Below are 20,478 nucleotides of genomic sequence, written 5' to 3' on the forward strand. Positions count from 1 at the left end.
CAACATTGGCTACCTAAAGCTGGAAGAGGCTGGTGAGCGCCAAGCCAAAAGTTGCACGAAACTCATGGACGCTCTGCGGTGTGGCGGACATGTTACTGGGCTTCCAAACACAACTCATCCTCAACCACAAGCAAACAACTCTAGCAGCTCAACATGCTGGGGTAGCCCGCCACGCCTACAACTGGGGCCTAGAGGTCTGTCGGCAAGCCCTGGAGAACCAGCAAAAACTCCCCACCGCCATTGACCTGCACAAGCGCCTGGTAGCTGAAGTGAAGCAAGCGCATCCCTGGTACTACCAGGTCTCCAAATGCGCCCCTCAGCAGGCACTCCGCAACCTGGAGCAGGCCCTTAAGCGCTGGCGCAAGGGGCTAGGTCAGTTTCCCCGCTTCAAGCGCAAGGGGGTGCAGGACAGCTTTTACCTAGAAGGCAGCATCCGCATTTCTGGCAACCGCATCAAGGTGCCCATATTTGGTTGGCTGCGCTGTGCAGAGCTGCTTCCGGCGACCACACCCAAGAACGTGGTCATCAGCCTTCGCGCTGGGCGTTGGTACATCTCCTTCAAGTACGAAGCTCCAACACCCCAGGTGGAGAAGACCGGAGAGGTGGTGGGAGTGGACTTGGGTATCCATCACCTGGCCACCTGCTCCGGCGGGGAAGTATTTGCGAATCCCAAGCCCTACCGCAAGGCCAGGCAGCGGCTGGCTAGGCTGCAACGGCGGCTGAGCCGCAAGCAGAAGGGATCCACCAACCGCAAGAAGGCGGTGGTGCAGTTGGGCAAAGCTCACAAGCGGGTGGCAGACATAAGGACTCCGTCCCGCTTACGCGATCGGCAAGACAGTCTGCACAAGCTGACGACTTACCTGGCCAAGAGATACCGGGTGGTGGTGGTAGAGGACTTGCAGGTAAAGAACCTGCTCCAGAACCGCAAGCTGGCGGGATCCCTGTCAGACTGTGGGTTCTACGAGTTGAGGACTCCGTCCCGCTATCGCGAACGGCGACAGCTAGAGTACAAGGCCCGGCTCTACGGCTGTCAGGTGGTGGTGGCGGATAGGTTTTATCCGTCCAGCCAACTGTGTTCAGGGTGTGGGCACCGACAGAAGATGCCACTGCAGGAAAGGGTGTTTTGCTGCCCGTGTTGTGGTCTGGAGCTAGACCGCGACTTGAATGCAGCCCTAAACCTGTTGCGGTGGTACAGAACTACCCCAAGCTCTGGGGGAAGTGACGCCTGTGGAGACTCCTCTGGCGGGGTGGTGGGGGTGAACTCTGCCGCTAGTCATGGGTCGCTGAAGCAGGAAGGAAGCAGAAGCGCGGCAGGCACTGAACACTCTGGCAGTGTTTGTTAGCGTTTCGTAGGTCTTTCGGAGCGGATGGTACACAAACCTTGGTTCAAGCTCCTGCAACCGGATCTGGTGGTGGCCGGCACTGTCTTAAAGTTGCGGGCAGAAGACCTGTGGGCCTGGCAGGTAAAAGGCATCATCTTTGACGTAGACGGTACACTGGTGCCGAGCCGACAAGTTGAGGTGGATCCCGCTGTGGCTGCTTGGCTGGAGCAGTTGCGTCCGCACTTTCAAATTTGGCTGGTGAGCAACAACCTCAATCGCAGCCGCATCCAACAAATCGGAGAAAGCCTGAACCTGCCCTACATTCACCGCGCTGGGAAACCCTCACGGCGGGCCTTGCGGCGGGCCGTAGCCCAGATGGGCTTGCCGGTAGAAGCAGTGGCTATGGTGGGAGACCGCCTGTTGACGGATATTTTGGCGGGCAATCGACTGGGGTTGGTAACCGTGCTGGTCAACTCCCTCTTGTCCGAAGCAGTCGAAAAGAACCCTGCTACCCTCTAGGGGCTGCGCTTTTGAGAGATTTGAGAGTTGGACAACTGTAATGTTTCAAACTGAATTGAAAAGGTTTCCAAGCACTCCCCCTTTCCTTCGCAAAGAGAGAAGACCAAAAGACAATCCTGCTGCTCGGAAGGACTTAGTCACTTCAGTTTAGGGTGAGACGCCTGGGCAGCTGAGAAAAGCCCTGTGGCCCCATGCATGTTTCATGCATGTTTTAGGTGTGGGTACAGTGTCCCAGTTTGAATCGAAATGACCAACCACAGGTTGTCAGCGCTGACAACTGCTGACCGGATGGGTAGCACATCTAAAAATCAAGACAAAAATCGAGAGAGATTTTCCAGACCTGACCCATCTGCCCCAATTTTTTGTAGAGTGACGGCAGGTGAGCCGGATCCCGCGTTGAAGCCCAGTAGGCGGCGGTGTGAGGGCGGTGTGAGATCCAAAGGTCAAGCATGCGAACCATCCCTATTGTCAAGTCCGCCATGCAACGGCTAAAGTCCATGCTGCAAAAATCCCTGCGTTCTGCTCCGACTTCCCCCCGCTCCAGATCCCTGCTGGCATCCAATGGACGGAGCCTGATCAAGCTGGGCAGCTTTCTGGCCTTGCCTTTGATATTCTCGACATTGCCCGGTTGGGCTTTAACATTGGTGGCGCGTCCAGATCTGCGCGACCTCAAACGTGCAGCCGTGGTTCGGGTGGTCAACTACAACACCCTGGTTGTCCAGCTTGAAGGAGACTTGAATTTGCGGCTGGTGCAACTGATCGGGATCGATCCCTTGCCTGACCCGATCAACCCCAACTGGACGGAGTTGCGCGGACAAACCCCTCTGGCAGTTTACAATGCCGGCCAATATCTGCAGACTGCTCTGCTGGGACGTGAGGTGTTTTTGGAGTTGGATCCTGCCCTAGCCCCTGCTCCCACCTTGCCTGCCTACGTTTGGCAAGCCAATACCCTCATCAACCAGGAAATGCTGTTTTTGGGGCATGGCCTGTTGTCGCCTCAAACCGATGGCTTGAAGTACGGCCCCATTCTTACTGAAGCTGCCGATGCAGCCAAAAGACAAGGACGCGGCTATTGGACAACCTACGGCCCTCGCTAGAGACCAAGCCAAACCCAGAGCTGGAATTGCCGGCCTGTTTGTTGAGAATAATCTCAACAGCCATCTTCCGCCGGTCGGTGAGAGCATGACTCTAGTCAATAATAAGCTCAACTATACTGAAAATAATGTATAATATGTTCAGTACGGATTACTACCAGTTGATCTTTCTGTTTACTTCCGAGTCTGCCAACATGGTAGCCAAAGCAAAGCAGAAAATTGGTAGTAAGACGACACGGAAACTGCGCTTTGGGTATTCTACTCAAAGCTTTGCGGGATACCGCCATTCTGGTTGGAAACAAACAGAATGCTATCGCTGCATAGTTGAACAGTGATGTGTGGCTACGCCACGCAAGCGAACAGCAGTGTTCAGCGTAAATGTATCAGGTAGGTATTGTGGGCATAGCTGCTCCGAATGGCAGAGAAACAGCCCGAAGATTCTGAGCTCTCCTCTTCACTCTTGGCTGGTCACCCCCCAGAGCCGAGCTGCCGGGAAAGGGTTGAGCTGCTCTCTTGGGATTTCTCGCTTGTTTATGATGATCTCGTGTGGGTTTCCAAACGCGGGCTGCCCAGCTTTTCAGGGAAACGTAAGGGATCCCACTGTGGGGTTTGGAGTTCCCTATGGCGGATGAGTTGCCGTTTACTCTAGATCAGCTCCTCATCGTGCGGGCAATTGCCCAGCAGGGTAGCTTTCGCCGTGCTGCCGATAGCCTGTTTGTCTCCCAGCCTGCCGTCAGCTTGCAAGTACAGAACCTGGAGCGACAGTTGGGGGTGGTGCTGTTCGACCGCAGTGGGCGCAAGGTGGAGCTGACGGATGCCGGGAAAGTGGTGCTGCAGTACAGCGAGCGCATCCTCAAGCTGTGCCGTGAGGCCGTCGAGGCCCTAGCGGATTTGCAGAAAATGGAGGGGGGGCATCTGGTTTTGGGGGCCAGCCAAACGGTGGGCACCTATGTAATGCCTTCTTTGATCGCCCAATATCACCGCCGCTATCCACAAATTTCCGTACAGCTCTTGGTGCAATCCACGCGGCGAATTGCCCAGAAGTTGGTGGACGGCCAGTTGGACGTGGCCATTGTTGGCGGGGAGATCCCCTTTGAGCTGCAGCGGCACTTGAAGGTGATGGCTCTGGCGGAAGATGAATATGTGTTGGTCGGTGCTCCCGGGTGTGCCATCGACTCTCCGGCTCTTGTGGATCTGCTGGCTTTGCCCTTCATCACCTTGGATCCCCAGTCTTCCACTCGGCAAACCATCGATCGGGTGCTGAACCGCCACGGCATTAACCCGGCCCAATTGAACGTGCGGCTGGAACTCAGCTCGATTGAAGCGATCAAAAATGCCGTCCAGGCGGGGTTGGGGGTGGCCTTTCTGTCCATGGTGGCAGTGGGATCCGATGTGGAACAGGGACGGTTCCAAAAGCTGGTGGTGGAAGGGCTGCAGATACGGCGTACCCTCTGGCTGGCTTTTAACCCAGAGCGCTATCAATCGCAGGCAGCCACCCGCTTCCTCCAAGGGCTGCTGACCCGCCAAGACTGGCTGAAAACTCCCCCGCCCCATTTGCAGTTGATCGGCTAAGTTGCGATGCGTTACGGCCTTTTCCGAGTTGATGGGATCCCAGGTAGATTCCGGTGGATTGAGCAGGATCCCTGTTCAAAGAGATACGAGAGATATTTCCGTATAGGTGCATTCGCTGTAGCCAATGCTGCTCCGGAAGAAACTGCATCTGCTGAATCTGTCTGTGTCTACTGACCCCAAGCCGATGACCAGGCAAACGCTGTTGGAACGACTCCCCCTGGCCCAGCGCTTGGCAGAGTTACAAGCCCGCGTTCAAGGGATCCCGCTGCACAGGGTGGAATTGAAAGGGCTGAGCATCGCAGGGGCAGAGTCCTGTTGGGCTGCCTATCGAGAGTGGGGAAAGGGGATCCCACTGCTGTTTCTGCATGGCTTTATGGCCACTCACGCCAACTGGTGGCCGCTGATGCAAGAGCTGGGAGACGAGTATCGCTGCATTGCCTTAGATTTGCTGGGGTTCGGGCAGTCCGGCCAACCGGCTTTGCGCTACGACATCGCTGCAGAAGTGGAGTTTGTGCGCGGATTTGTCCAAACGCTGGGCCTAGCTGCTCCGGTTTTGGTGGGCCATTCCTTTGGGGGATGGGTGGCGGCAGCTTACGCCGTGCGGTATCCGCTGCGGGGGTTGGTTTTGTTGGCTCCTGCCGGGATCCGCGACGACGGCTTTGTGAGACGCTACAACCATCTGCGGCCCTTGCTTTGGGAAAGCGCTTGGGTAGATTGGTTGCTGCGGGCGATCACCCCCTTGGCCCGCTGGTGGCATTGGGAAGACCAACTGGCCCAGCTCTTGTGGTTGCGGGGATCCCTGCGCCAACAGCCAGTCGCTCGGCAATTTCTTCGACAACGTCTGCGCCCGCAAGCTGCCGTCGATACGGTTGAACGTTATCTCCAACACATTCAGGCCCCCACACTGGTGATCGCCGCCGAACAGGACGACACCATTCCCCTCTGGCACTGCCAAACCTACGCAGAAGGGATCCCTGGGGCTCAGCTCAAGATCTTGCCCGGCGCCAGCCACGCCATCCCTGCCTTGCATGGGGAACAAGTGCTGCCCCTAATTCGGGAATTTCTCGACACAGCCCTTTCCGCCCAATGGGGGCTTTGAGCTGGGGGTGTAGCGTAACGCCTGACTCTAGAATGGACGGAGAGCGTCTGCAAGACTCCGCAGTGTTGCAAAGCAACACCGCCAATCTCCTCACCACTGGAACAAACTCTACCTTGCATCCTTTGAGCGGTTCAATCCAACTGGAACTGATCAACTTGAGCGCATGAAAGCCGTAGTCATGAGTGTGCCCGGCGGGCCAGAGGTTCTGCAGCTTCGAGAAGTACCTGAACCTCAGATTCGCGGTGAGCGGGAGCTGCGCATCCGCCTGAGAGCAGCCGGCGTCAACCCCATCGACACCAAGCTGCGGCGACGGGGCACCTTTTATCCAGAAGAGATGCCGGCCATTTTGGGGTGTGACGGTGCCGGCATTGTGGAAGCTGTGGGATCCGGAGTTAGGCACTTTGCGGTGGGAGACGAGGTGTACTTCTGCCACGGGGGTCTGGGCAAGCAGGCGGGGAATTACGCTGAGCTGATCGTGGTGGACGAGCGTTTTGTGGCCCCCAAGCCCAGAACTCTGAGCTTTGCAGAAGCTGCCGCTGCCCCGCTGGTGCTGATCACCGCCTGGGAAGCGCTGTACGACCGGGGACGTCTCCAGGCCGGCCAAAGTGTGCTCATCCACGGGGGAGCGGGTGGAGTTGGCCATGTGGCCATTCAACTGGCCCGTCTACGGGGATCCAAAGTGGCCACCACCGTGAGCACCCCGGAAAAGGCGGAGTTTGTCCGTTCCCTAGGCGCCGGCTTGCCCATCTTCTACCGGCAGACAGACTTTGTGCGCGCCGTTTTGGACTGGACAGGGGGGGAGGGGGTGGATCTTGCCCTGGATACCTTGGGCGGCGCGGTGTTGGAGCAGACCTTCCCCGCAGTGCGCGTGTACGGAGATATCGTCACCCTGCTGGCTCCGGCTCCGGAGACGGACTGGCGGGTGGCCCGCGACCGCAACTTGCGGGTGGGATTTGAGCTGATGCTCACCCCGATGCTGAAAAGCCTGACCAACGCCCAACAAAATCAGGCGGAAATCCTCAGGCAATGTGCCCGCCTCATCGACCAAGGCCAACTGCGGATCCAGCTCAGCCACACCTTTCCTCTGGCCGAAGCGGCTGCCGCCCACCGGTTGCTGGAGCAGGGATCCGTTCTGGGCAAAATTGCCTTAACCATCCCCCAGTAGGCATGCTGGAGAAAGCCCGTTGAGGATCTGCCCATGGTTGCTCCTCTCACCCCCCACCTGCTGGAGAACGAGAGCTTCTACGAAAATGCCCTCTGCTGGCTAGGGCGACCCCAGACGGCCTATCGACTGTTGAGCGAAGCAGTTTTTCCTGCCATCTCCTCTTGGGTGCGGGGGGAGGTAGATAGCCACTCTTTTAACCACTGGCAACTGGAGGATGTGCGCACCTTTCTGTATCCGGTGGTGGCTCTGGGGGATCAAGAAACCCTTGTTCTCTCCAGTGAAGCCCTGCTCCTCTGCGGCATCGGCAACTATTACAACCCCTGTGACTTGGCCATTGTGGTGTTTGTGCAGCAGCCCCAAGAGCTGTTCAGCCAACTGATGCAGCGCATTCGCCGGGCCGAAGCCACTATCAGCCGCGGGCCAGACGTGCGCATGCTCTCGGAACAGGTAAACCTGGCCAAGCGCGGACAAGACTACATCAACACCAAATATCTGGTCTGGCCCTACGCCCTTTCCAGCGCTGCTCAAGATACGCTAATTCAGCAGGGGATCAGCCTTATTCGTCTTTCCCCTCAGGAAGCCGCCTTGCCCTTTGGGGAATAGGAGAGTCTGCTCTGTTGGCAGAAGGTAGGGATCCCCGTCCAAGCCCTTTTTCCATCTCTATCGTTTTTCATGGTCGATACCCACCTGCCCCCCTTGATCCAAGCGATGCTGGATCCCGCCTTCTACCCCCATCCGGTACAGGATCCCATTCGGCTTATTCAAACCCACATTTCCTATATTCTGCTGACAGGCGACTATGCCTATAAAGTGAAAAAGCCTTTGGACTTTGGCTTTTTGAACTTCACCACCCTGGAGAGGCGGCGCCACTTTTGCCAAGAAGAGCTGCGCATGAACCAGCGCGGTGCTCCCGGCCTTTATCTGCAAGTGTTGCCCATTGTCCAGACCGATGGCCGATTTCAGTTCAACAGCAGCGGCGAGCCCATAGAATACGCTCTGCAAATGCGGCAATTTCCCCAAGAGCAACTGTTCAGCAACCTGTTTGAGCGGGGAGAGCTAACGCCGTCCTTGATGGAGGAGCTGGGGCGGGTGGTGGCGACGTTTCATGCCCAAACCGAGACCAACGACTACATCCGCAGCTTTGGCCGGCCAGAACGGGTGCGAGAAGCCTTTGACGAGAATTACGCCCAAACCCAGCGCTACGTCGGCGGCCCACAAACAGCTCAGCAATATCGAGAAACCCAAGCCTACACCGATCGCTTTTTTGCTGAGCGGCAGGAGCTGTTTCAACAAAGAATAGAACAAAACCGCATTCGTGAATGCCACGGAGACCTGCACCTAGGCAACATCTGTTTTTGGGAAGGGAAGATCCTGCTTTTTGATTGCATCGAGTTCAACGAAGCCTTCCGCTTTGTGGATGTCATGTACGACGTATCCTATGGGGTGATGGATCTGGATGCCCGCCATCGCCCCGATCTGGGAAACGTCTATTTGAACACTTACCTGGAAGAAACCGGAGATTGGGAAGGGCTGAAGATCTTGCCTATTTATCTCAACCGCCAAGCCTACGTGCGAGCCAAGGTCGCCTCTTTTTTGCTGGAGGATCCCAATGCAGCAGAGGAAGCCAAGGCCACAGCCTTTAGCACCGCCGCCCGCTATTACCGTCTTGCCTGGGAATACACCCTCCCCAAGCGGGGGCAGTTGTTCCTGATGTCGGGATTGTCGGGATCCGGCAAAAGCACGGTAGCCCGCCACTTGGCCCGTCAGCGGGGAGCCATTCACATTCGCTCCGATGCGGTGCGCAAGCATTTGGCCGGGATCCCTCTGCGGCAACGGGGGGGGCCGGAGGTTTATACCCCGGAGATGACCGATAAAACCTACCGCCGCTTGGTGCAGTTGGGAGTAGAGCTGGCCCAGGAAGGCTACACCGTGATTCTGGACGCCAAGTTTGACCGGCAAGCCCTGCGGGGGATGGCCATTGATCAGGCCCAACGCCAAGGGATCCCACTGCGCATCCTCCACTGCTACGCCCCTGAACCTGTTTTGCGGGAGCGCCTGCAACGCCGCAGCCCAGCTCCTCAACCCCTCTTGGCCCCAGCTGGTTCCAGCGATGGAGATCAGCAGCACTCTGCCGACATTGCTGATGCCACCGCCGAGATGCTCTCCCAACAGCAGGCCCACTGGCAGGATTTTTCCGATTCGGAACGGCCTTTTTTAAAGGTTTTGGATACCAGCCAAGATTGGCCATCTCAACTTCAGCAGGTCTAGATCTCGACTCAAACTGCACAAACTCGAGAAAATTGCTATCAGCAAGATGGATTTTGCCGTTTCTGGGTTAGAGAATGGCAGCAGCTTTTTTGGGCAGGGATCCCTTTCCAAAGTAGCGGTCAAAATTGGGTCTAAAGCCCTGCCCTATCGCTACGCAGTTCGCCTCGGCGGGCCATAGACCTGAGAGAGACGGTAGGCTGAGGGGCATGTTGACGTGTCTGTGCAGGCCTACCCTTTTCCCATCCCACTCAACCAGAACCAACCCCGTGCAGGAGGATCCAACAGTGAGCGATGTAACTCCAGATGACCTTCGCCTGATGCTCCTGTTCGAGGGCTTTCCTCCTGAGAGGCTAGAGCCGCTGGCCGGGCAAATGTCGTTGCGCTCCCACCCAGTCAATCAGGCCATCTTGTTACAAAATGACTGGGGTAACGCCGTTTATTTCATCCTGGAAGGGTGGGTCAAGATTCGCACCCATGATCTCGAAGGCCGGGAGATCACCCTCACCATTCTTGGTCCAGGGGAAATCTTCGGGGAAATGGCTGCTTTGGACGAAGCGCCTCGTTCTACCGACGTTGTAGCTCTAACCGCCACCAAAGTCAGTTGTCTGTCGGCCCAACACTTCCTGGCTTTTTTGGCTTCTGATCCTCAGGCCGGCATCCGCCTTGCTCAGCTCATGTCGCGCCGCTTACGGCAGATCAACCGTCGTCTGCAGTTGCGCGAGGCCAGTAGTACGGCCCGTGTTGCCGATATCCTGCTGTTTTTGGCCGAATCCCGTGGCCGGGTTAGCCGAAGTGGCGTAGAGATCCCCAACTTGCCCCATCGGGAGCTGAGCAGCCTAAGTGGCCTAGCCCGGGAAACGGTCACTCGCGTCCTGTCCAAGCTGGAGCAAGAGGAGCTGATCCGCCGGGATCGCACTCGAGATGTTCTCTGCATCCCCCAGATGGAGGCTTTGGAGAAATTGATTGGCTAAATTGGGGGCGCCACCAGTTGTCGAAAGCCCTCTCGGCATCGTAAGATAGTAGATCCAGAGCCGGGATAGCTCAGTTGGTAGAGCAGAGGACTGAAAATCCTCGTGTCACCAGTTCAAGTCTGGTTCCTGGCATCTGGTATGAGTATGCTGAGGCGGGCTTGGGTCAACGACCTGAGCCTTTTTACTATGCCGGTGATCAAGGGCAGAAATGCACAAAGGCCAAGGCGCTGGCAGTATCGTGCCTTAACACTGGAGAAAGCAGATCGTCCGAGTTAACAGCCAGAGAAGTTGCCCGCTAAAGTCGTCTTGACCAGATCTGGCCGTGGGGATAAGGGATCCTTATCATCGCCGCTGCAAGGGGCTATGGTGTTCAACCCAAGAAGATTGAAAAAAGGCTATCCCTGGGCAGAAGCTGGCCCGGAAATCGGTCTGCCAGGCCTGTAGCCACTAGCGAATGTACTGAGCCAAAGCCCGCGAAGAATAGCCCACCCGCAATTTGCGCAGGGCATCTCGCTCGATCTGACGAATCCGCTCCCGCGTCAGGTTGAAGTGATCCCCCACCTCCCGCAGGGTTCTTGCCTGTTGCCCATCTAACCCATAGCGCAACTCCAGCACCTGCCTCTCAATCGGCTTGAGGGTTTGCATGGCAGAACGCACATCCTGCTGCATGGATTGCACGAGGATCCCTTGAAAGGGCTGCTCTTGCCGCTCATCTTGCAGCAAATCTCCAAGGCGGCTTTCTCCTTCTTGGCCGACCGGCACATCCAGCGACAGGGGCAAAGCAGCAGCCTGCTGGATCATGCGCAGTTTCTTGACTTTAATGCCCAGGGCTTCTGCCAGCTCCACTTCGGTGGGCCGCCGACCCTGTAGCTTCATCAGCTCGCGGTTGGTGCGCTTGAGCAGGCGCACTTTGTCGACCATGTGTACCGGCAGGCGAATCGTCCGTGCTTGATTGGCAATGCAACGGGTAATGCCTTGGCGAATCCACCAATGAGCATAGGTGCTGAAGCGAAACCCCCGCTCCGCATTGAATTTTTCGGTGGCCCGGATCAACCCGATATTGCCCTCTTGGATCAGATCCAAAAACGGCACCCCCCGATTGAGGTATTTCTTGGCAACGCTGACCACCAGGCGCAGGTTGGCGTTGATCAGCTTGCGTTGAGCTTGCTCCCCTTGTCGGATGCGGGAGCGTAGGGTGGATACGGAAATCTGCAGGGCCTCGGCCAAAGCCTCGTCACTGGGATCCTCCCCCCGCTGTTGCCGCCATTCCTGCCGGGCTTGATCGATGAGGAGCTTTTGCTGAATTTTGCGCGACAGCTCGATTTCCTCAGCGTGATCGATGCGGGGCACGCGACCGATGGTATTCAGGTAGTGATCGACAGCGTCCTCGTTCAACCGGGATCCGCCGGCAACCGGCTCTGGATCAACTTCTGCAAGAGCATCTTGGGGGGCAGACTCAGGGTCGAACCAGAGATCGTCAAACTCCTGAGGCGAAGAGGCAGAGTGTTCAGGATGAGGACGAGAAAAAACCACGGCCAGGTGAGGAGAGAACTTCATCTCCCAGTCTAAAAAGGTTTCTGCTGCTGCTGCGAGCGAAAATCGATCATGACCCTCTTTTTTGTCCGGAGATTTTTCCGTTTAGATGCGGGAACAGCAGGGATCCCGTCCGCCAAGTCCTTGTAGGCAAGGGGTTGCCCGGCAAAAAGCGGTAAGCGATTTTCGATCTAGACCTTGAGATAAGATTGTTCCTGAGCCAGTCAGCTCAACGGCTGCCGGGTGGGATCCCAGGAAAAGGGAACCTTGCCAGCTCAGGCTACCATGTGAGGATCCCTCAACTTCCTCAGTCTGGAAAAGAATATTTACGGCTTTCTGCTCCTATGGAGTCTAACGACCGGCACCATCCATCGGCCAACTTGATTGGGGAGCGGGTGCGCTGGGTACGGGAGAAGCTGCAACTCACCCAAGATCAACTGGCGGGTCGCTTGGCCAAGTACGGTGTGCAGTTGGACTACGTCAAAATTGGCCAGGTGGAAAAGGGAAAACGGCGCGTCATCGACAAGGAACTGGTGGCCTTTGCCAAGGCGTTGGGGGTATCGGTCACTTGGCTGCTGAGCGGAGATGAATCCCACCTGTAGCGGCCTGCGGGAAAGTACATCCGATACAGGGATCCCGAACAAAAGGACGTGAAGATACGTGACATCCTCCCGACGCTGCCCCTACGGGTACAGCGCGGGCTTCCCAACCTCGCGGTTAGGCATTCCTGCCCCACGCCACTTATCTAGGTCATAGACCCCCGACAGACCGACTTGACAGGCGGTTTCCCTTCCCCAGAGTCCCTGGGCTACTACATTTTCTAGCCCACGATGCAAAACCATTTCTGCGGCGGCATGATCCCGATGCGTCCGATACCCACACTCAGGACAATGATGCTCCCTAACCCCCAACCCTTTGCTAACAGTAGCAAGGCAATTAGGGCAGGTTTGACTGGTTCCGTTGGGGTTGACCTTGGCAAAGTACACCCCCCGCTTCCAGCACACCCATTCCGTCAGAGACAGAAATTGCCCAAAGGCGGTATCAACACAATCTTTTCGCAGCATTCCCCGTGTCAAGCCTGTGACATTGAGGTCTTCTGCAAAGATGGTTTGCGCCTGGTCGCAAAGTTTATGAGCCGTTTTCAGATGGAAATCTTTGCGACGGTTTGCAATCCGATGGTGCATTCTAGCCACTTTGATTTGCGCCTTCTCCCAGTTTTGAGAACCCTTCTGTTTTCGTGCCGCTCTGCGTTGCAGCAATTTCAGCTTGCGTTGCATCGACCTAAAAAACTTGGGCCGCTCCTGGAAGCTGCCATCTGAGACCGTCAAAAACCGTTCCAATCCCAGATCAATCCCAATCGCACGACCGTGAACCGGAGCATCGGAAACCGATATGTCCGATTCGATGGTAACGACGACATACCATTGCGTCCCTCTTACCTTGGACAGTACCCTCACCTGCTTGACCTTGAACCCATCTGGGATAGGACGATGCAAGTTGATAGGCACTTTTCCTATCTTTGGTAGCTTGATACTGCTGCCGGAGATGGGATTGTCCTTGAACTGGGGAAACACAAAAGACTTTAATTGGCCTTGTTTCTTGAAACGGGGGAACCCATATCCCCGCTTCTGGAATGCTTCCCAAGTATCGTGCAGTCTGCGAATCGTAGTCTGCAAAACCTGAGAATGTACCTTAGCCAAATGCGGGAATTGCTTCTTTGCTTTGGGTAGGTTATTTTGCTGGCGATGATAAGACGGGAATGGCTCATCGGCAGGAATGATGTATTCCTTCTCCAGTGAGCATCTGTCTATGGGACACTTACGCGAAGCAATCCAGTCCTTGAGTTCGCGCAAAGCGTAGTTGTACACGCTTCTGCACGTCTCAAGCCACGACCGCAGTTCAGCCTGCTGCACGGCATCTGGATAGATCCGGTAAGTGTAGTTCATGGTCAGCATAGTGATAGTTTACCACAAGCTATAGCTACTGGTAAATGCCTATGCGCAGAGCGCAGGCTACGCCAATGAGGGGAGGCGGCAAGCGCGGGGAGTCCATGTATCCCGACGCTCACCCTACGGGTAGAGCGCGGGACTTATAGCCCCCCGAACCCCCCCATCAGTTAAATACCTTGTACTCTCGGACGTGATCTCAGTCATTTTCCCTGTAAACACGGTAGGCTGGACTCATGAATAGATTGGCTTGAGGCCAAACCCCAGCTTTTCCTTGACCATCCGCGGGGGTGGGAAAAGCAGAGAGATACAGCGCCGCGCCGGAAGTACGGGTTTTTCCAAGAAGGATCGGGATCACAGGCTTCTTCACCTAAACTTGATATTGTTGACTTGGCGTTAAGCTCCCGCCGTTTATCTGTTTGTGTGAGGTTTGCCGATGCTCTCTTTCTTCTTCAACTCCAACAAGGCCAACAGCCGACAAACCGGAGGCCACCGTGTGCCTGCTGCGAGCAAAACCACAGGCACGCAACGGATCCCTAACTACAACCGCCTTTCTGCCCCCCATGAGGTGCTCAAGCAGGAGAAGCAGAGGAAGCGGGAGCAAGAGTTTACCGAAATGGAGCAAAACATCAATCGCATTCGCTACTTCTACCAAAAAGCAGACATGCCCCTGGAGATGCGGCAAATTCTGACCTACCGTAAGCTGATGGAGCTGGACTACTTTACCCCACAGGCGGCAAAAGAGCTGCTCAAGCAATGGCAGCAGCAGGAAGAGCAAGAACGCCGTCGGGCTTGAGAAAAGGGCAATCGAACCTTGGCAAGTAGGCTTGTTGAGCCAAGAGTTCCCGGTCTACGGGTAAAGGCCGCGATCCTGTAGGGCTTGCGCCACTCGGCCTACCCCCAGGGTGTAGGCAGCCAGTCGCAGCGACACTTGCCGCCGTTCAGCCTCTTGCACCACCCGTTCAAAGGCACGTACCATCAGACCTTCCATCTCTTGATTGACCCGCTCCTCATCCCAGAAGATGTAAGAGAGTCCCTGCACCCACTCCAGATAGCTCACCACTACCCCACCGGCATTGGTCAGAATATCCGGCAATACCTGGATCCCTCGCGATTCCAAAATCCGGTCGGCGGCAAGGGTGGTTGGCCCGTTGGCAGCTTCTGCCACGATCCGGGCTTGAATTTGGTGGGCATTGGCTTCGGTAATTTGGTTCTCTAGAGCGGCAGGGATCAACACGTCCGCTTTTTGCACCAGTAGGTCGGCGTTGCTGATGGGCTCAGCCTGTGGAAAGCCCGCCATGCGGCCTCCCCGTTCCTTCATGTAAGCTTTGAGGGCAGGGATATCCAGTCCATTAGGATTGTAAAGGCCCCCAGAACTGCCGGAAACCGCCACAATCTTAGCTCCCGCCTCATGCAGCAAGCTGGCCGCTGCTCCACCCACATTGCCAAAACCTTGGATTAACACCGTTGCCCCTGCCAGGGATCCACCGCGTCGGGCCAAGGCTTCCCGTACCGTGATCATCACCCCCCGTCCGGTGGCCAGTTCTCGCCCCCGAGATCCCCCAATCGAGAGAGGTTTGCCCGTCACTACTCCCGGCACCGCATGCCCGACATTCATGGAATAGGTATCCATCATCCAGGCCATCTCACGGGCAGAAGTTCCCATGTCTGGAGCGGGAATGTCCTCTGCAGGGCCGATATCCTTGATCAGCTCGCTGGTATAACGGCGGGTAATGCGCTCCAGCTCCGAGACCGAATAACGCCTCGGATCGATAGGGATCCCCCCTTTGGCCCCACCGTAGGGAATGCCCATAAGGGCGCATTTCCAGGTCGTAAACTACCCGACACCAACCGCTAGGCGGTACGGAGCGGGCTTTTAGTAGCCCTGCAGTTAGCAAGCCAACCACGAGCCTCTGGGGTGGTTTACAGCACCCCCAATCGACCGTTACCAGTGCCTTAAACAACCGTTTCTGGTGTCCGCAGTATTATTATAGCATTCCTCCCGACACCGACCCTACGGGTACAGTGTGGGGCTCCTGCAATTTCTAGCTGAGGATCGCCACCCAGCCGGGATCCAGTTTCAGCTCGCCAGCTGCCCAATCTAGGTAGCTGCAGGCCTGGGCAAGGGGACAGATATGGGCGGGAGAGGGAGGGGCAGAAGAGGCCAGCGCAGGACTTGCAGCCATGGCGAAGAGAAGCAAGGGCTGTTTCCACACTATACCGCCGGGAACCGGAGAGGAACGTTCCGTAGCAAGCGTTACAAATAGTTGAGGATCTGGATCAAGACGAAACAGAGGCCGGCACTGGCCAGGGGCACGGTCAGGTTATCCAACCCCCACCAAGAGAACACCTCCAGTCCCATAGCCATCCCTCCCACTAAAAGGCTCACTCCGAGCAAAGGGAGAGAGAAGCCAAAGTACCCCAGCAGCAGAGCTGCAATCACCAAGCTGCTCACCGCCCACATGGTCAGGGATCCCTCCCAGCTTTTTTGAATGGATCCCAGTTGGTAGGGGTGTTTGCCCCAAGTTTTGCCCACCAAGCCCGCCAGGGCGTCGGCCCACGTCATCACCAATATGCCGATCACCGCGAAAACCTGTCGCTGTGGCCGCCAAAACCAAAACAGCAACAGACCAATGCTGATGGCGTAGAAACAGGTGCCAAAGCTGCGGCGACCGACCCCATTTAAGCTGGGCAAGATGGCCACCCGGTAGGAGAGCAGCGCCAAGCCGGCGAACACCAGAGAGAATCCCACCCCCAGCCAGCGGGGCACTTGCAAGGCCCAAGCCAACAAAATGATATTGCCCACGCCGATGTGGATGACCTTACGCACCCATTCCCCGTCCACCTGGCGGGAGCGCAACCATTCCGCAAAAGCGAATACGGAGGCCAGCCAGAGAGCATAGCAAGCAAGCTGCTGAGGCAGGCCCATGAAACGGCCTCAGAGGGTTTTCAAGTAGCTGAGCAAATCCGCCATCTCCTGGGGATCCGGCTGGAACTGGGGCATGGGAGGCGTTTTGCCACCGGTCACCTGCTGAATAATAAACCGATCCGAGCGGCGGCTGCTCACCCCCCGCAGACTGGGCCCCACTCGCCCATCCGCTTCTTCTCCGTGGCAGGCTGCACAGTTGAGGGCAAACAAGGATGCACCATGGCTAACCTGCCCCTGTAAGCTGAGGACGGCTTCCGTGTAGGGATCCAGACGAGCCTCAGCACTTAGCCAAGCCCAGGTCAATATCGCCAGCCCCAGGCTGAGGAGGGCAAGACCCAGCCGAGTTTTTTGAGACCAGACACTTGTAAAGAATCGCTGCAAGGATTTGAGGAAGGGTTGTAAACGCTGTTGGGATGAAGGCTGAAGTCGCTTTTGCTCAAAGCCGACGCAACTGCCAGTTGATGACTGGCTGCTGCGGGATTGAGTGGTCTCTGAGAGGGAGGGAGACACAGACAACGCTGAGAGAAACCGTTTCAATCTTTTACATTTCAACCAACACGATAACTCAGGAGCCTTTCCCTGCCAATAATCTGTAATGGCATTTACTTTTTCTTAATGGTTTGCCGAGCTGCCTGAGATTCCGATCCCTCTGAGAGGGTGCAGTTGGGAAAGAGCCGCTCCATCACCTCCGCTTGAGCCCAGGGATCCCGGTTGAGGCTGTGGATGGCATTGGCCCATGGAAAGTGCGCCTGCAGGCGGCGGTAGAGAGATAAATTACCATAAATGACGACCGCTGCCACCCGCTCCCGATGCTGTTGCAGCCAATCCAGCACATAGTTGGGCAAGGGATCCCGAAGGAAACCTTGGAAAATCAACCCTGGGGCGTTGTCTAGAGCGGCTTCCAACCAAGGCAGGGGGGTAAGGGCATCGCTGAGCACAGGAAGCATGCCTAAGGCAGCCGGAACATGGAGGGCGGGAGACTGCAACTGCACATCGGCAGCACCCAAGGGGGGATCCTGCCAGATCCAGTTCAACCATCCGGGCTCTGCGGGCGGGCTGAGGGGCCGGCCTCCTTCCACGCCACCACGGGCCATAGCCGCTTGACAGGGGGCGATATCCTTCTCGGCCAAGAGGGATCCCAGCTGTGCGGCTCTGTGCAGAGCAGAGGTCAGGTGGGAGCGCCTGTTGAACAACTTTCCCAACGCCGTTCGCGTCCGCGGAACGGAGTCCTTGTCCTTGGAGATGGGATCCCCCAGCAGCAAAGGCTTCAGTTGCTCGGCGGGAGAGCCACGGTTGAGGGCTGGATCTGTGGGATCCTTGGCTCCCATCCATCCGCCAAGGGCGCTGAAGTCGGTTTCCGCCAAGGCCGGCCACACCTGTTGGAGGAGAGCTGAGGCGGCAGGTAGGATTCGCTGTTTGGCCCGCAGAACCCGCGTCACCGACTGGGCAAGCTGGTCTGTGCTGAGGGATCCCTGTTGCACCGCTTCCAAAACGGCTGCCAAGAATGCCATCGGATCGGGGGGGGCCAAAATTAGGTCGGCACCGGCCTGGAAAGCCCGCACGACCAATGAGTTGGGCCCGTTAGCATTGGCCAGCTCTGCCAAGCAGCCTTGATCGAGGCTGTCCACAACAATAAGCCCGCCAAACCCCCATTCCTGGCGCAACAGTTGGGTTAGCCGCCCCGGCAGCAGGGTGACAGGCCAGCGCTCATCCCACTCCGGCAGCACCACATGAGAAACCAAGATCGCCCCCACCTGCTCCACCAAACCTCGAAAGGGCAGCCAAGGCCCCTCTTGGAGCTGGGCTAGGGTCAGGGTTAATCGGGGGCACCAGGGGGTGTCTGTTGTCTTTGGGGATGGCTTCAGTTCGGCCTGAACCGGATCCCTCCAGCCTTTGCCCGGAAAAGAGCTGGCTGTGGTTAGGATCCCGCCTGTGCTGCCCGGGGTGGCTTGCTCACATCCGCGCACAAAAGCTCGCGCCAGTTGCAAAGCAGACAGGGGATCCTCCGCCAGCGCCCCTTCCCCCAGCGGCTCTGCCACCGGGTTGAGCAGCCAATTGATGCCGATGGCTGCCGCCTCCCGCGCCGTGATCCGCCCCCACTGCTCGGCCCAGCGTTCTGCCTCTGATCCCAGACGGCTCAACCCCAGGGGATGGGGAAAAGAGGTAGCCCCCTGTAGGGCCAGCCCACGACCGGCCTCTGCCGCCACCAAAAGGGGCAGAGCCGCCCAAGACTGGGCCTCCTCGATCAGCAGCAGGGCCTCGGCCACGTGGCCATCCGTGAGCCAGATGCCCCCGATCCCCACCTCCTGGATAAGCCGTTTGAGGATCTCTCGGGGAGGAGACTGGGATCCCAGACGGGCCGAGACCGGCACCACCAACAGTTGCGCCACCTGCCGGGCTAGGGATAAGGGTCGATCCAGTTCCTCAAGCGGAGATCCGGAAACACTCATGGGCACAGCCGGAAGGTCGTCAGCAACGGGAAAGCTGCAAGATTCTGATCCCTTTGCAGAAAACGCAGATCATGATAACCACTCCTGCCGGTTGTGGCTCGCACTTGGCTGCTGAGGGCTAACGAGAAAGCCGACAACGGTCACAGGTGCCACAAGGCAGGCCGGGCTGCTCCCCAGGGTAGCCAAAATAGGGCAAGATCGCCTGCCACCGACAGCCGCGGGCGTGGATGAGGGCTTCCATCCCTTGCCAGGGATCCTCTCGTCTTAAAGGCTGCCAACGGCGGTGCAACACCTGAAAGTGAAAGGGATCCGGCCAGTGCAGGCAGCCCATCTCCTGCAATAGACCCAGGGCCACCCGTACCTCTCCAGGCGGCAGGTCGGCGTAGGATCCCTGCTGAGGCAAGGTTTGGAGCAGGTGGCGTGCTCGGGCCTGAAGGCGCTCCTGCTGGGAATAAAAATAGGCCTGGCGCTGGCGATCGCTGGGATCCAGCAGGCCCGTCGGCTCCGAGAGCAGCATCAGGGCCCGGCAAGGGCCACCATCCCGACCGCCTCGTCCCACCTCTTGCAAATAATCCATCAAGGTGGGCGGGGGATGAAAGTGCAGTACCCAACGCACGTCCGGCTTGTTGATGCCCATGCCAAGGGCGTTGGTGCAGACCAGAAAGCGCAGTTCCCCCTGCAGCCAGGCCCGTTCCAGCCGACGGCGGGATCCCGCTTCCAGCCCCCCGTGATAGGTGGCGGTTTTTAGGTTCTGTCGGCCCAGCCACTCGGCCAGCTCTTCCCCATCCCGTCGGGTGCGCACATAGACCAGACCCGACCCGGGATTCTCGCCCAGGAATCGCAGCAGACGGCGACGACGATGCGCCGGGCTCCAGGCTATCGCGACATTGAGGGAGATATTGGCCCGCAGGGGATCGGCGCGAATGTGCTCCGGATCCCGCAGCTCTAGGATTTGGCTGAGGCGGCTGCAGGTTTGGGGGTCAGCCGTGGCGGTAAAAGCGGCAATGGGAAAGGAGGACTTCACCGGGGCCAGAGCCGGGCGCAGCAATCCCAGACGGCGGTAGTCGGGCCGGAAGGATCCCCCCCAATGCACCAACGTGTGGGCCTCATCCACGATCAGGCCGTTGATGTGCACCTGAGGCTGTTGCAGCCGTTGCCAAACGGGGGGGCTGAATAGAGTCTCCGGCCCCAAATAGAGCAGGCGCAGTCGGTTTTCCTCAAGGGCCTTCAACACCCGCTTGCGCAGGGCCGGATCCAGTTCGCTGTGGAGACAGGCCGCCGGCAGCTTGCGTTTCCAAAGATCCTGAACTTGGTCTTCCATGAGGGCGATTAGGGGTGAAACCACCAGCATCACCCCCCTTTGCAGCAGAGCTGCTAGCTGAAAGCACAGGGATTTGCCAAACCCCGTCGGCAACACCACCAGCGCGTCGCGCTTGTCCAGCAGAGCCTGGATCACCTGATCCTGCGGTGGGCGCAGCGTCTCGTAACCCCAGTGTTGCTTGAGGGCCTGTTGGATTTGCTGCCAATCCTGCAAACGGCAACCCCCTTTTCAACAATTTCCTTCAGCAATCTACAGCGATTTCGGGAGAAGCTGTCTTATAGGCTATTTC

General features: G+C 57.5%; 18 protein-coding genes, 1 tRNA gene and 2 pseudogenes. 13 read left to right on the plus strand and 8 right to left on the minus strand.

The genetic code is table 11. The annotated features are described in order from the left end of the window. Window positions 1-89 precede the first annotated feature (89 nt). The 11 genes from ACVWZ1_RS09560 to ACVWZ1_RS09610 all read left to right on the plus strand — a co-directional run bounded on the left by ACVWZ1_RS09560 (window position 90) and on the right by ACVWZ1_RS09610 (window position 10,142). Complete coding sequence (locus tag ACVWZ1_RS09560; protein WP_457503242.1) at window positions 90-1,343, plus strand: RNA-guided endonuclease InsQ/TnpB family protein; 1,254 nt, start codon at window positions 90-92, stop codon at window positions 1,341-1,343. A 24-nt stretch (window positions 1,344-1,367) separates the two neighbouring features. Further along, the gene (locus ACVWZ1_RS09565; protein WP_414329713.1) at window positions 1,368-1,841 is read left to right on the plus strand and encodes a YqeG family HAD IIIA-type phosphatase; all 474 of its coding nucleotides are present in this window, start codon (window positions 1,368-1,370) and stop codon (window positions 1,839-1,841) included. A 449-nt stretch (window positions 1,842-2,290) separates the two neighbouring features. Continuing rightward, complete coding sequence (locus ACVWZ1_RS09570) at window positions 2,291-2,938, plus strand: thermonuclease family protein (protein ID WP_414343347.1); 648 nt, start codon at window positions 2,291-2,293, stop codon at window positions 2,936-2,938. 618 nt (window positions 2,939-3,556) lie between these two features. Continuing rightward, window positions 3,557-4,507 carry a LysR substrate-binding domain-containing protein gene (locus tag ACVWZ1_RS09575; protein WP_457503244.1) on the plus strand — a complete coding sequence of 317 codons (951 nt, stop codon included), beginning with the start codon at window positions 3,557-3,559 and terminating at the stop codon, window positions 4,505-4,507. Between the two features lie 184 nt (window positions 4,508-4,691). Then, complete coding sequence (locus tag ACVWZ1_RS09580) at window positions 4,692-5,606, plus strand: alpha/beta fold hydrolase (RefSeq protein ID WP_457503245.1); 915 nt, start codon at window positions 4,692-4,694, stop codon at window positions 5,604-5,606. Between the two features lie 163 nt (window positions 5,607-5,769). Continuing rightward, window positions 5,770-6,771, plus strand: coding sequence for a zinc-dependent alcohol dehydrogenase family protein (locus ACVWZ1_RS09585; RefSeq protein WP_414374213.1), 1,002 nt, complete (start codon window positions 5,770-5,772; stop codon window positions 6,769-6,771). A 33-nt stretch (window positions 6,772-6,804) separates the two neighbouring features. After that, on the plus strand, window positions 6,805-7,374 hold the full coding sequence (locus ACVWZ1_RS09590) for a hypothetical protein (RefSeq protein WP_414374212.1): 570 nt from the start codon (window positions 6,805-6,807) through the stop codon (window positions 7,372-7,374). A gap of 69 nt (window positions 7,375-7,443) precedes the next feature. Further along, the gene (locus ACVWZ1_RS09595) at window positions 7,444-9,039 is read left to right on the plus strand and encodes a bifunctional aminoglycoside phosphotransferase/ATP-binding protein (protein WP_457503246.1); all 1,596 of its coding nucleotides are present in this window, start codon (window positions 7,444-7,446) and stop codon (window positions 9,037-9,039) included. 46 nt (window positions 9,040-9,085) lie between these two features. Further along, complete coding sequence (locus tag ACVWZ1_RS09600; RefSeq protein ID WP_457503248.1) at window positions 9,086-9,217, plus strand: hypothetical protein; 132 nt, start codon at window positions 9,086-9,088, stop codon at window positions 9,215-9,217. A gap of 139 nt (window positions 9,218-9,356) precedes the next feature. Continuing rightward, entirely contained in the window at window positions 9,357-10,010 is a 654-nt protein-coding gene (locus ACVWZ1_RS09605) for a Crp/Fnr family transcriptional regulator (RefSeq protein ID WP_414417624.1), read from the plus strand. Between the two features lie 59 nt (window positions 10,011-10,069). Then, window positions 10,070-10,142: transfer RNA gene (locus ACVWZ1_RS09610), tRNA-Phe, on the plus strand. A 315-nt stretch (window positions 10,143-10,457) separates the two neighbouring features. On the opposite strand, the gene ACVWZ1_RS09615 is transcribed toward ACVWZ1_RS09610, so the two are convergent. Continuing rightward, window positions 10,458-11,567, minus strand: a complete 1,110-nt coding sequence (locus ACVWZ1_RS09615) for an RpoD/SigA family RNA polymerase sigma factor (protein WP_414357451.1) — start codon at window positions 11,565-11,567, stop codon at window positions 10,458-10,460. Window positions 11,568-11,887: 320 nt separating this feature from the next. On the opposite strand from ACVWZ1_RS09615, the gene ACVWZ1_RS09620 reads away from it, so the two are divergent. After that, window positions 11,888-12,145: a helix-turn-helix domain-containing protein gene (locus ACVWZ1_RS09620; protein WP_041436246.1), complete on the plus strand. Its 258-nt coding sequence runs from the start codon at window positions 11,888-11,890 to the stop codon at window positions 12,143-12,145. Between the two features lie 81 nt (window positions 12,146-12,226). Here ACVWZ1_RS09620 and ACVWZ1_RS09625 read toward each other — a convergent pair whose 3' ends face one another. Then, entirely contained in the window at window positions 12,227-13,489 is a 1,263-nt protein-coding gene (locus tag ACVWZ1_RS09625; RefSeq protein ID WP_457503249.1) for an RNA-guided endonuclease InsQ/TnpB family protein, read from the minus strand. Between the two features lie 436 nt (window positions 13,490-13,925). Here ACVWZ1_RS09625 and ACVWZ1_RS09630 point away from each other — a divergent pair, with 436 nt between their 5' ends. Next, complete coding sequence (locus ACVWZ1_RS09630) at window positions 13,926-14,285, plus strand: hypothetical protein (protein WP_457503250.1); 360 nt, start codon at window positions 13,926-13,928, stop codon at window positions 14,283-14,285. 54 nt (window positions 14,286-14,339) lie between these two features. On the opposite strand, the pseudogene ACVWZ1_RS09635 reads toward ACVWZ1_RS09630, so the two are convergent. The 6 genes and pseudogenes from ACVWZ1_RS09635 to ACVWZ1_RS09660 form a co-directional block, all read right to left on the minus strand. Next, window positions 14,340-15,323: pseudogene (locus ACVWZ1_RS09635) on the minus strand (Glu/Leu/Phe/Val family dehydrogenase); the annotation flags it as partial. A 210-nt stretch (window positions 15,324-15,533) separates the two neighbouring features. Continuing rightward, a pseudogene (locus ACVWZ1_RS09640) lies at window positions 15,534-15,675 on the minus strand (glutamate dehydrogenase); the annotation flags it as partial. Between the two features lie 71 nt (window positions 15,676-15,746). Further along, on the minus strand, window positions 15,747-16,418 hold the full coding sequence (locus tag ACVWZ1_RS09645; protein ID WP_457503251.1) for a diacylglycerol/polyprenol kinase family protein: 672 nt from the start codon (window positions 16,416-16,418) through the stop codon (window positions 15,747-15,749). A gap of 9 nt (window positions 16,419-16,427) precedes the next feature. Beyond that, complete coding sequence (locus ACVWZ1_RS09650) at window positions 16,428-16,757, minus strand: c-type cytochrome (RefSeq protein ID WP_457503257.1); 330 nt, start codon at window positions 16,755-16,757, stop codon at window positions 16,428-16,430. A gap of 263 nt (window positions 16,758-17,020) precedes the next feature. Then, window positions 17,021-18,868 (minus strand): glycoside hydrolase family 3 N-terminal domain-containing protein, encoded by a 1,848-nt coding sequence (locus ACVWZ1_RS09655; RefSeq protein WP_457503252.1) that lies wholly within the window; start codon window positions 18,866-18,868, stop codon window positions 17,021-17,023. A gap of 118 nt (window positions 18,869-18,986) precedes the next feature. Beyond that, a complete protein-coding gene (locus tag ACVWZ1_RS09660; RefSeq protein ID WP_457503253.1) occupies window positions 18,987-20,402 on the minus strand; it encodes a RecQ family ATP-dependent DNA helicase in 1,416 nt (471 codons plus the stop codon). Between the last annotated feature and the right edge of the window lie 76 nt (window positions 20,403-20,478).

It is taken from the genome of Thermostichus sp. MS-CIW-25 (assembly GCF_054060015.1).

Coding starts and splice junctions, on each gene's coding strand:
- ACVWZ1_RS09560 (WP_457503242.1), top strand. CDS start 90: ATGTTACTGGGCTTCCAAACACAACTCATCCTCAACCACAAGCAAACA.
- ACVWZ1_RS09585 (WP_414374213.1), top strand. CDS start 5,770: ATGAAAGCCGTAGTCATGAGTGTGCCCGGCGGGCCAGAGGTTCTGCAG.
- ACVWZ1_RS09590 (WP_414374212.1), top strand. CDS start 6,805: ATGGTTGCTCCTCTCACCCCCCACCTGCTGGAGAACGAGAGCTTCTAC.
- ACVWZ1_RS09595 (WP_457503246.1), top strand. CDS start 7,444: ATGGTCGATACCCACCTGCCCCCCTTGATCCAAGCGATGCTGGATCCC.
- ACVWZ1_RS09630 (WP_457503250.1), top strand. CDS start 13,926: ATGCTCTCTTTCTTCTTCAACTCCAACAAGGCCAACAGCCGACAAACC.
- ACVWZ1_RS09615 (WP_414357451.1), bottom strand. CDS start 11,567: ATGAAGTTCTCTCCTCACCTGGCCGTGGTTTTTTCTCGTCCTCATCCT.
- ACVWZ1_RS09625 (WP_457503249.1), bottom strand. CDS start 13,489: ATGAACTACACTTACCGGATCTATCCAGATGCCGTGCAGCAGGCTGAA.
- ACVWZ1_RS09605 (WP_414417624.1), top strand. CDS start 9,357: ATGCTCCTGTTCGAGGGCTTTCCTCCTGAGAGGCTAGAGCCGCTGGCC.
- ACVWZ1_RS09575 (WP_457503244.1), top strand. CDS start 3,557: ATGGCGGATGAGTTGCCGTTTACTCTAGATCAGCTCCTCATCGTGCGG.
- ACVWZ1_RS09655 (WP_457503252.1), bottom strand. CDS start 18,868: ATGAGTGTTTCCGGATCTCCGCTTGAGGAACTGGATCGACCCTTATCC.
- ACVWZ1_RS09620 (WP_041436246.1), top strand. CDS start 11,888: ATGGAGTCTAACGACCGGCACCATCCATCGGCCAACTTGATTGGGGAG.
- ACVWZ1_RS09600 (WP_457503248.1), top strand. CDS start 9,086: ATGGATTTTGCCGTTTCTGGGTTAGAGAATGGCAGCAGCTTTTTTGGG.
- ACVWZ1_RS09580 (WP_457503245.1), top strand. CDS start 4,692: ATGACCAGGCAAACGCTGTTGGAACGACTCCCCCTGGCCCAGCGCTTG.
- ACVWZ1_RS09570 (WP_414343347.1), top strand. CDS start 2,291: ATGCGAACCATCCCTATTGTCAAGTCCGCCATGCAACGGCTAAAGTCC.
- ACVWZ1_RS09565 (WP_414329713.1), top strand. CDS start 1,368: ATGGTACACAAACCTTGGTTCAAGCTCCTGCAACCGGATCTGGTGGTG.
- ACVWZ1_RS09645 (WP_457503251.1), bottom strand. CDS start 16,418: ATGGGCCTGCCTCAGCAGCTTGCTTGCTATGCTCTCTGGCTGGCCTCC.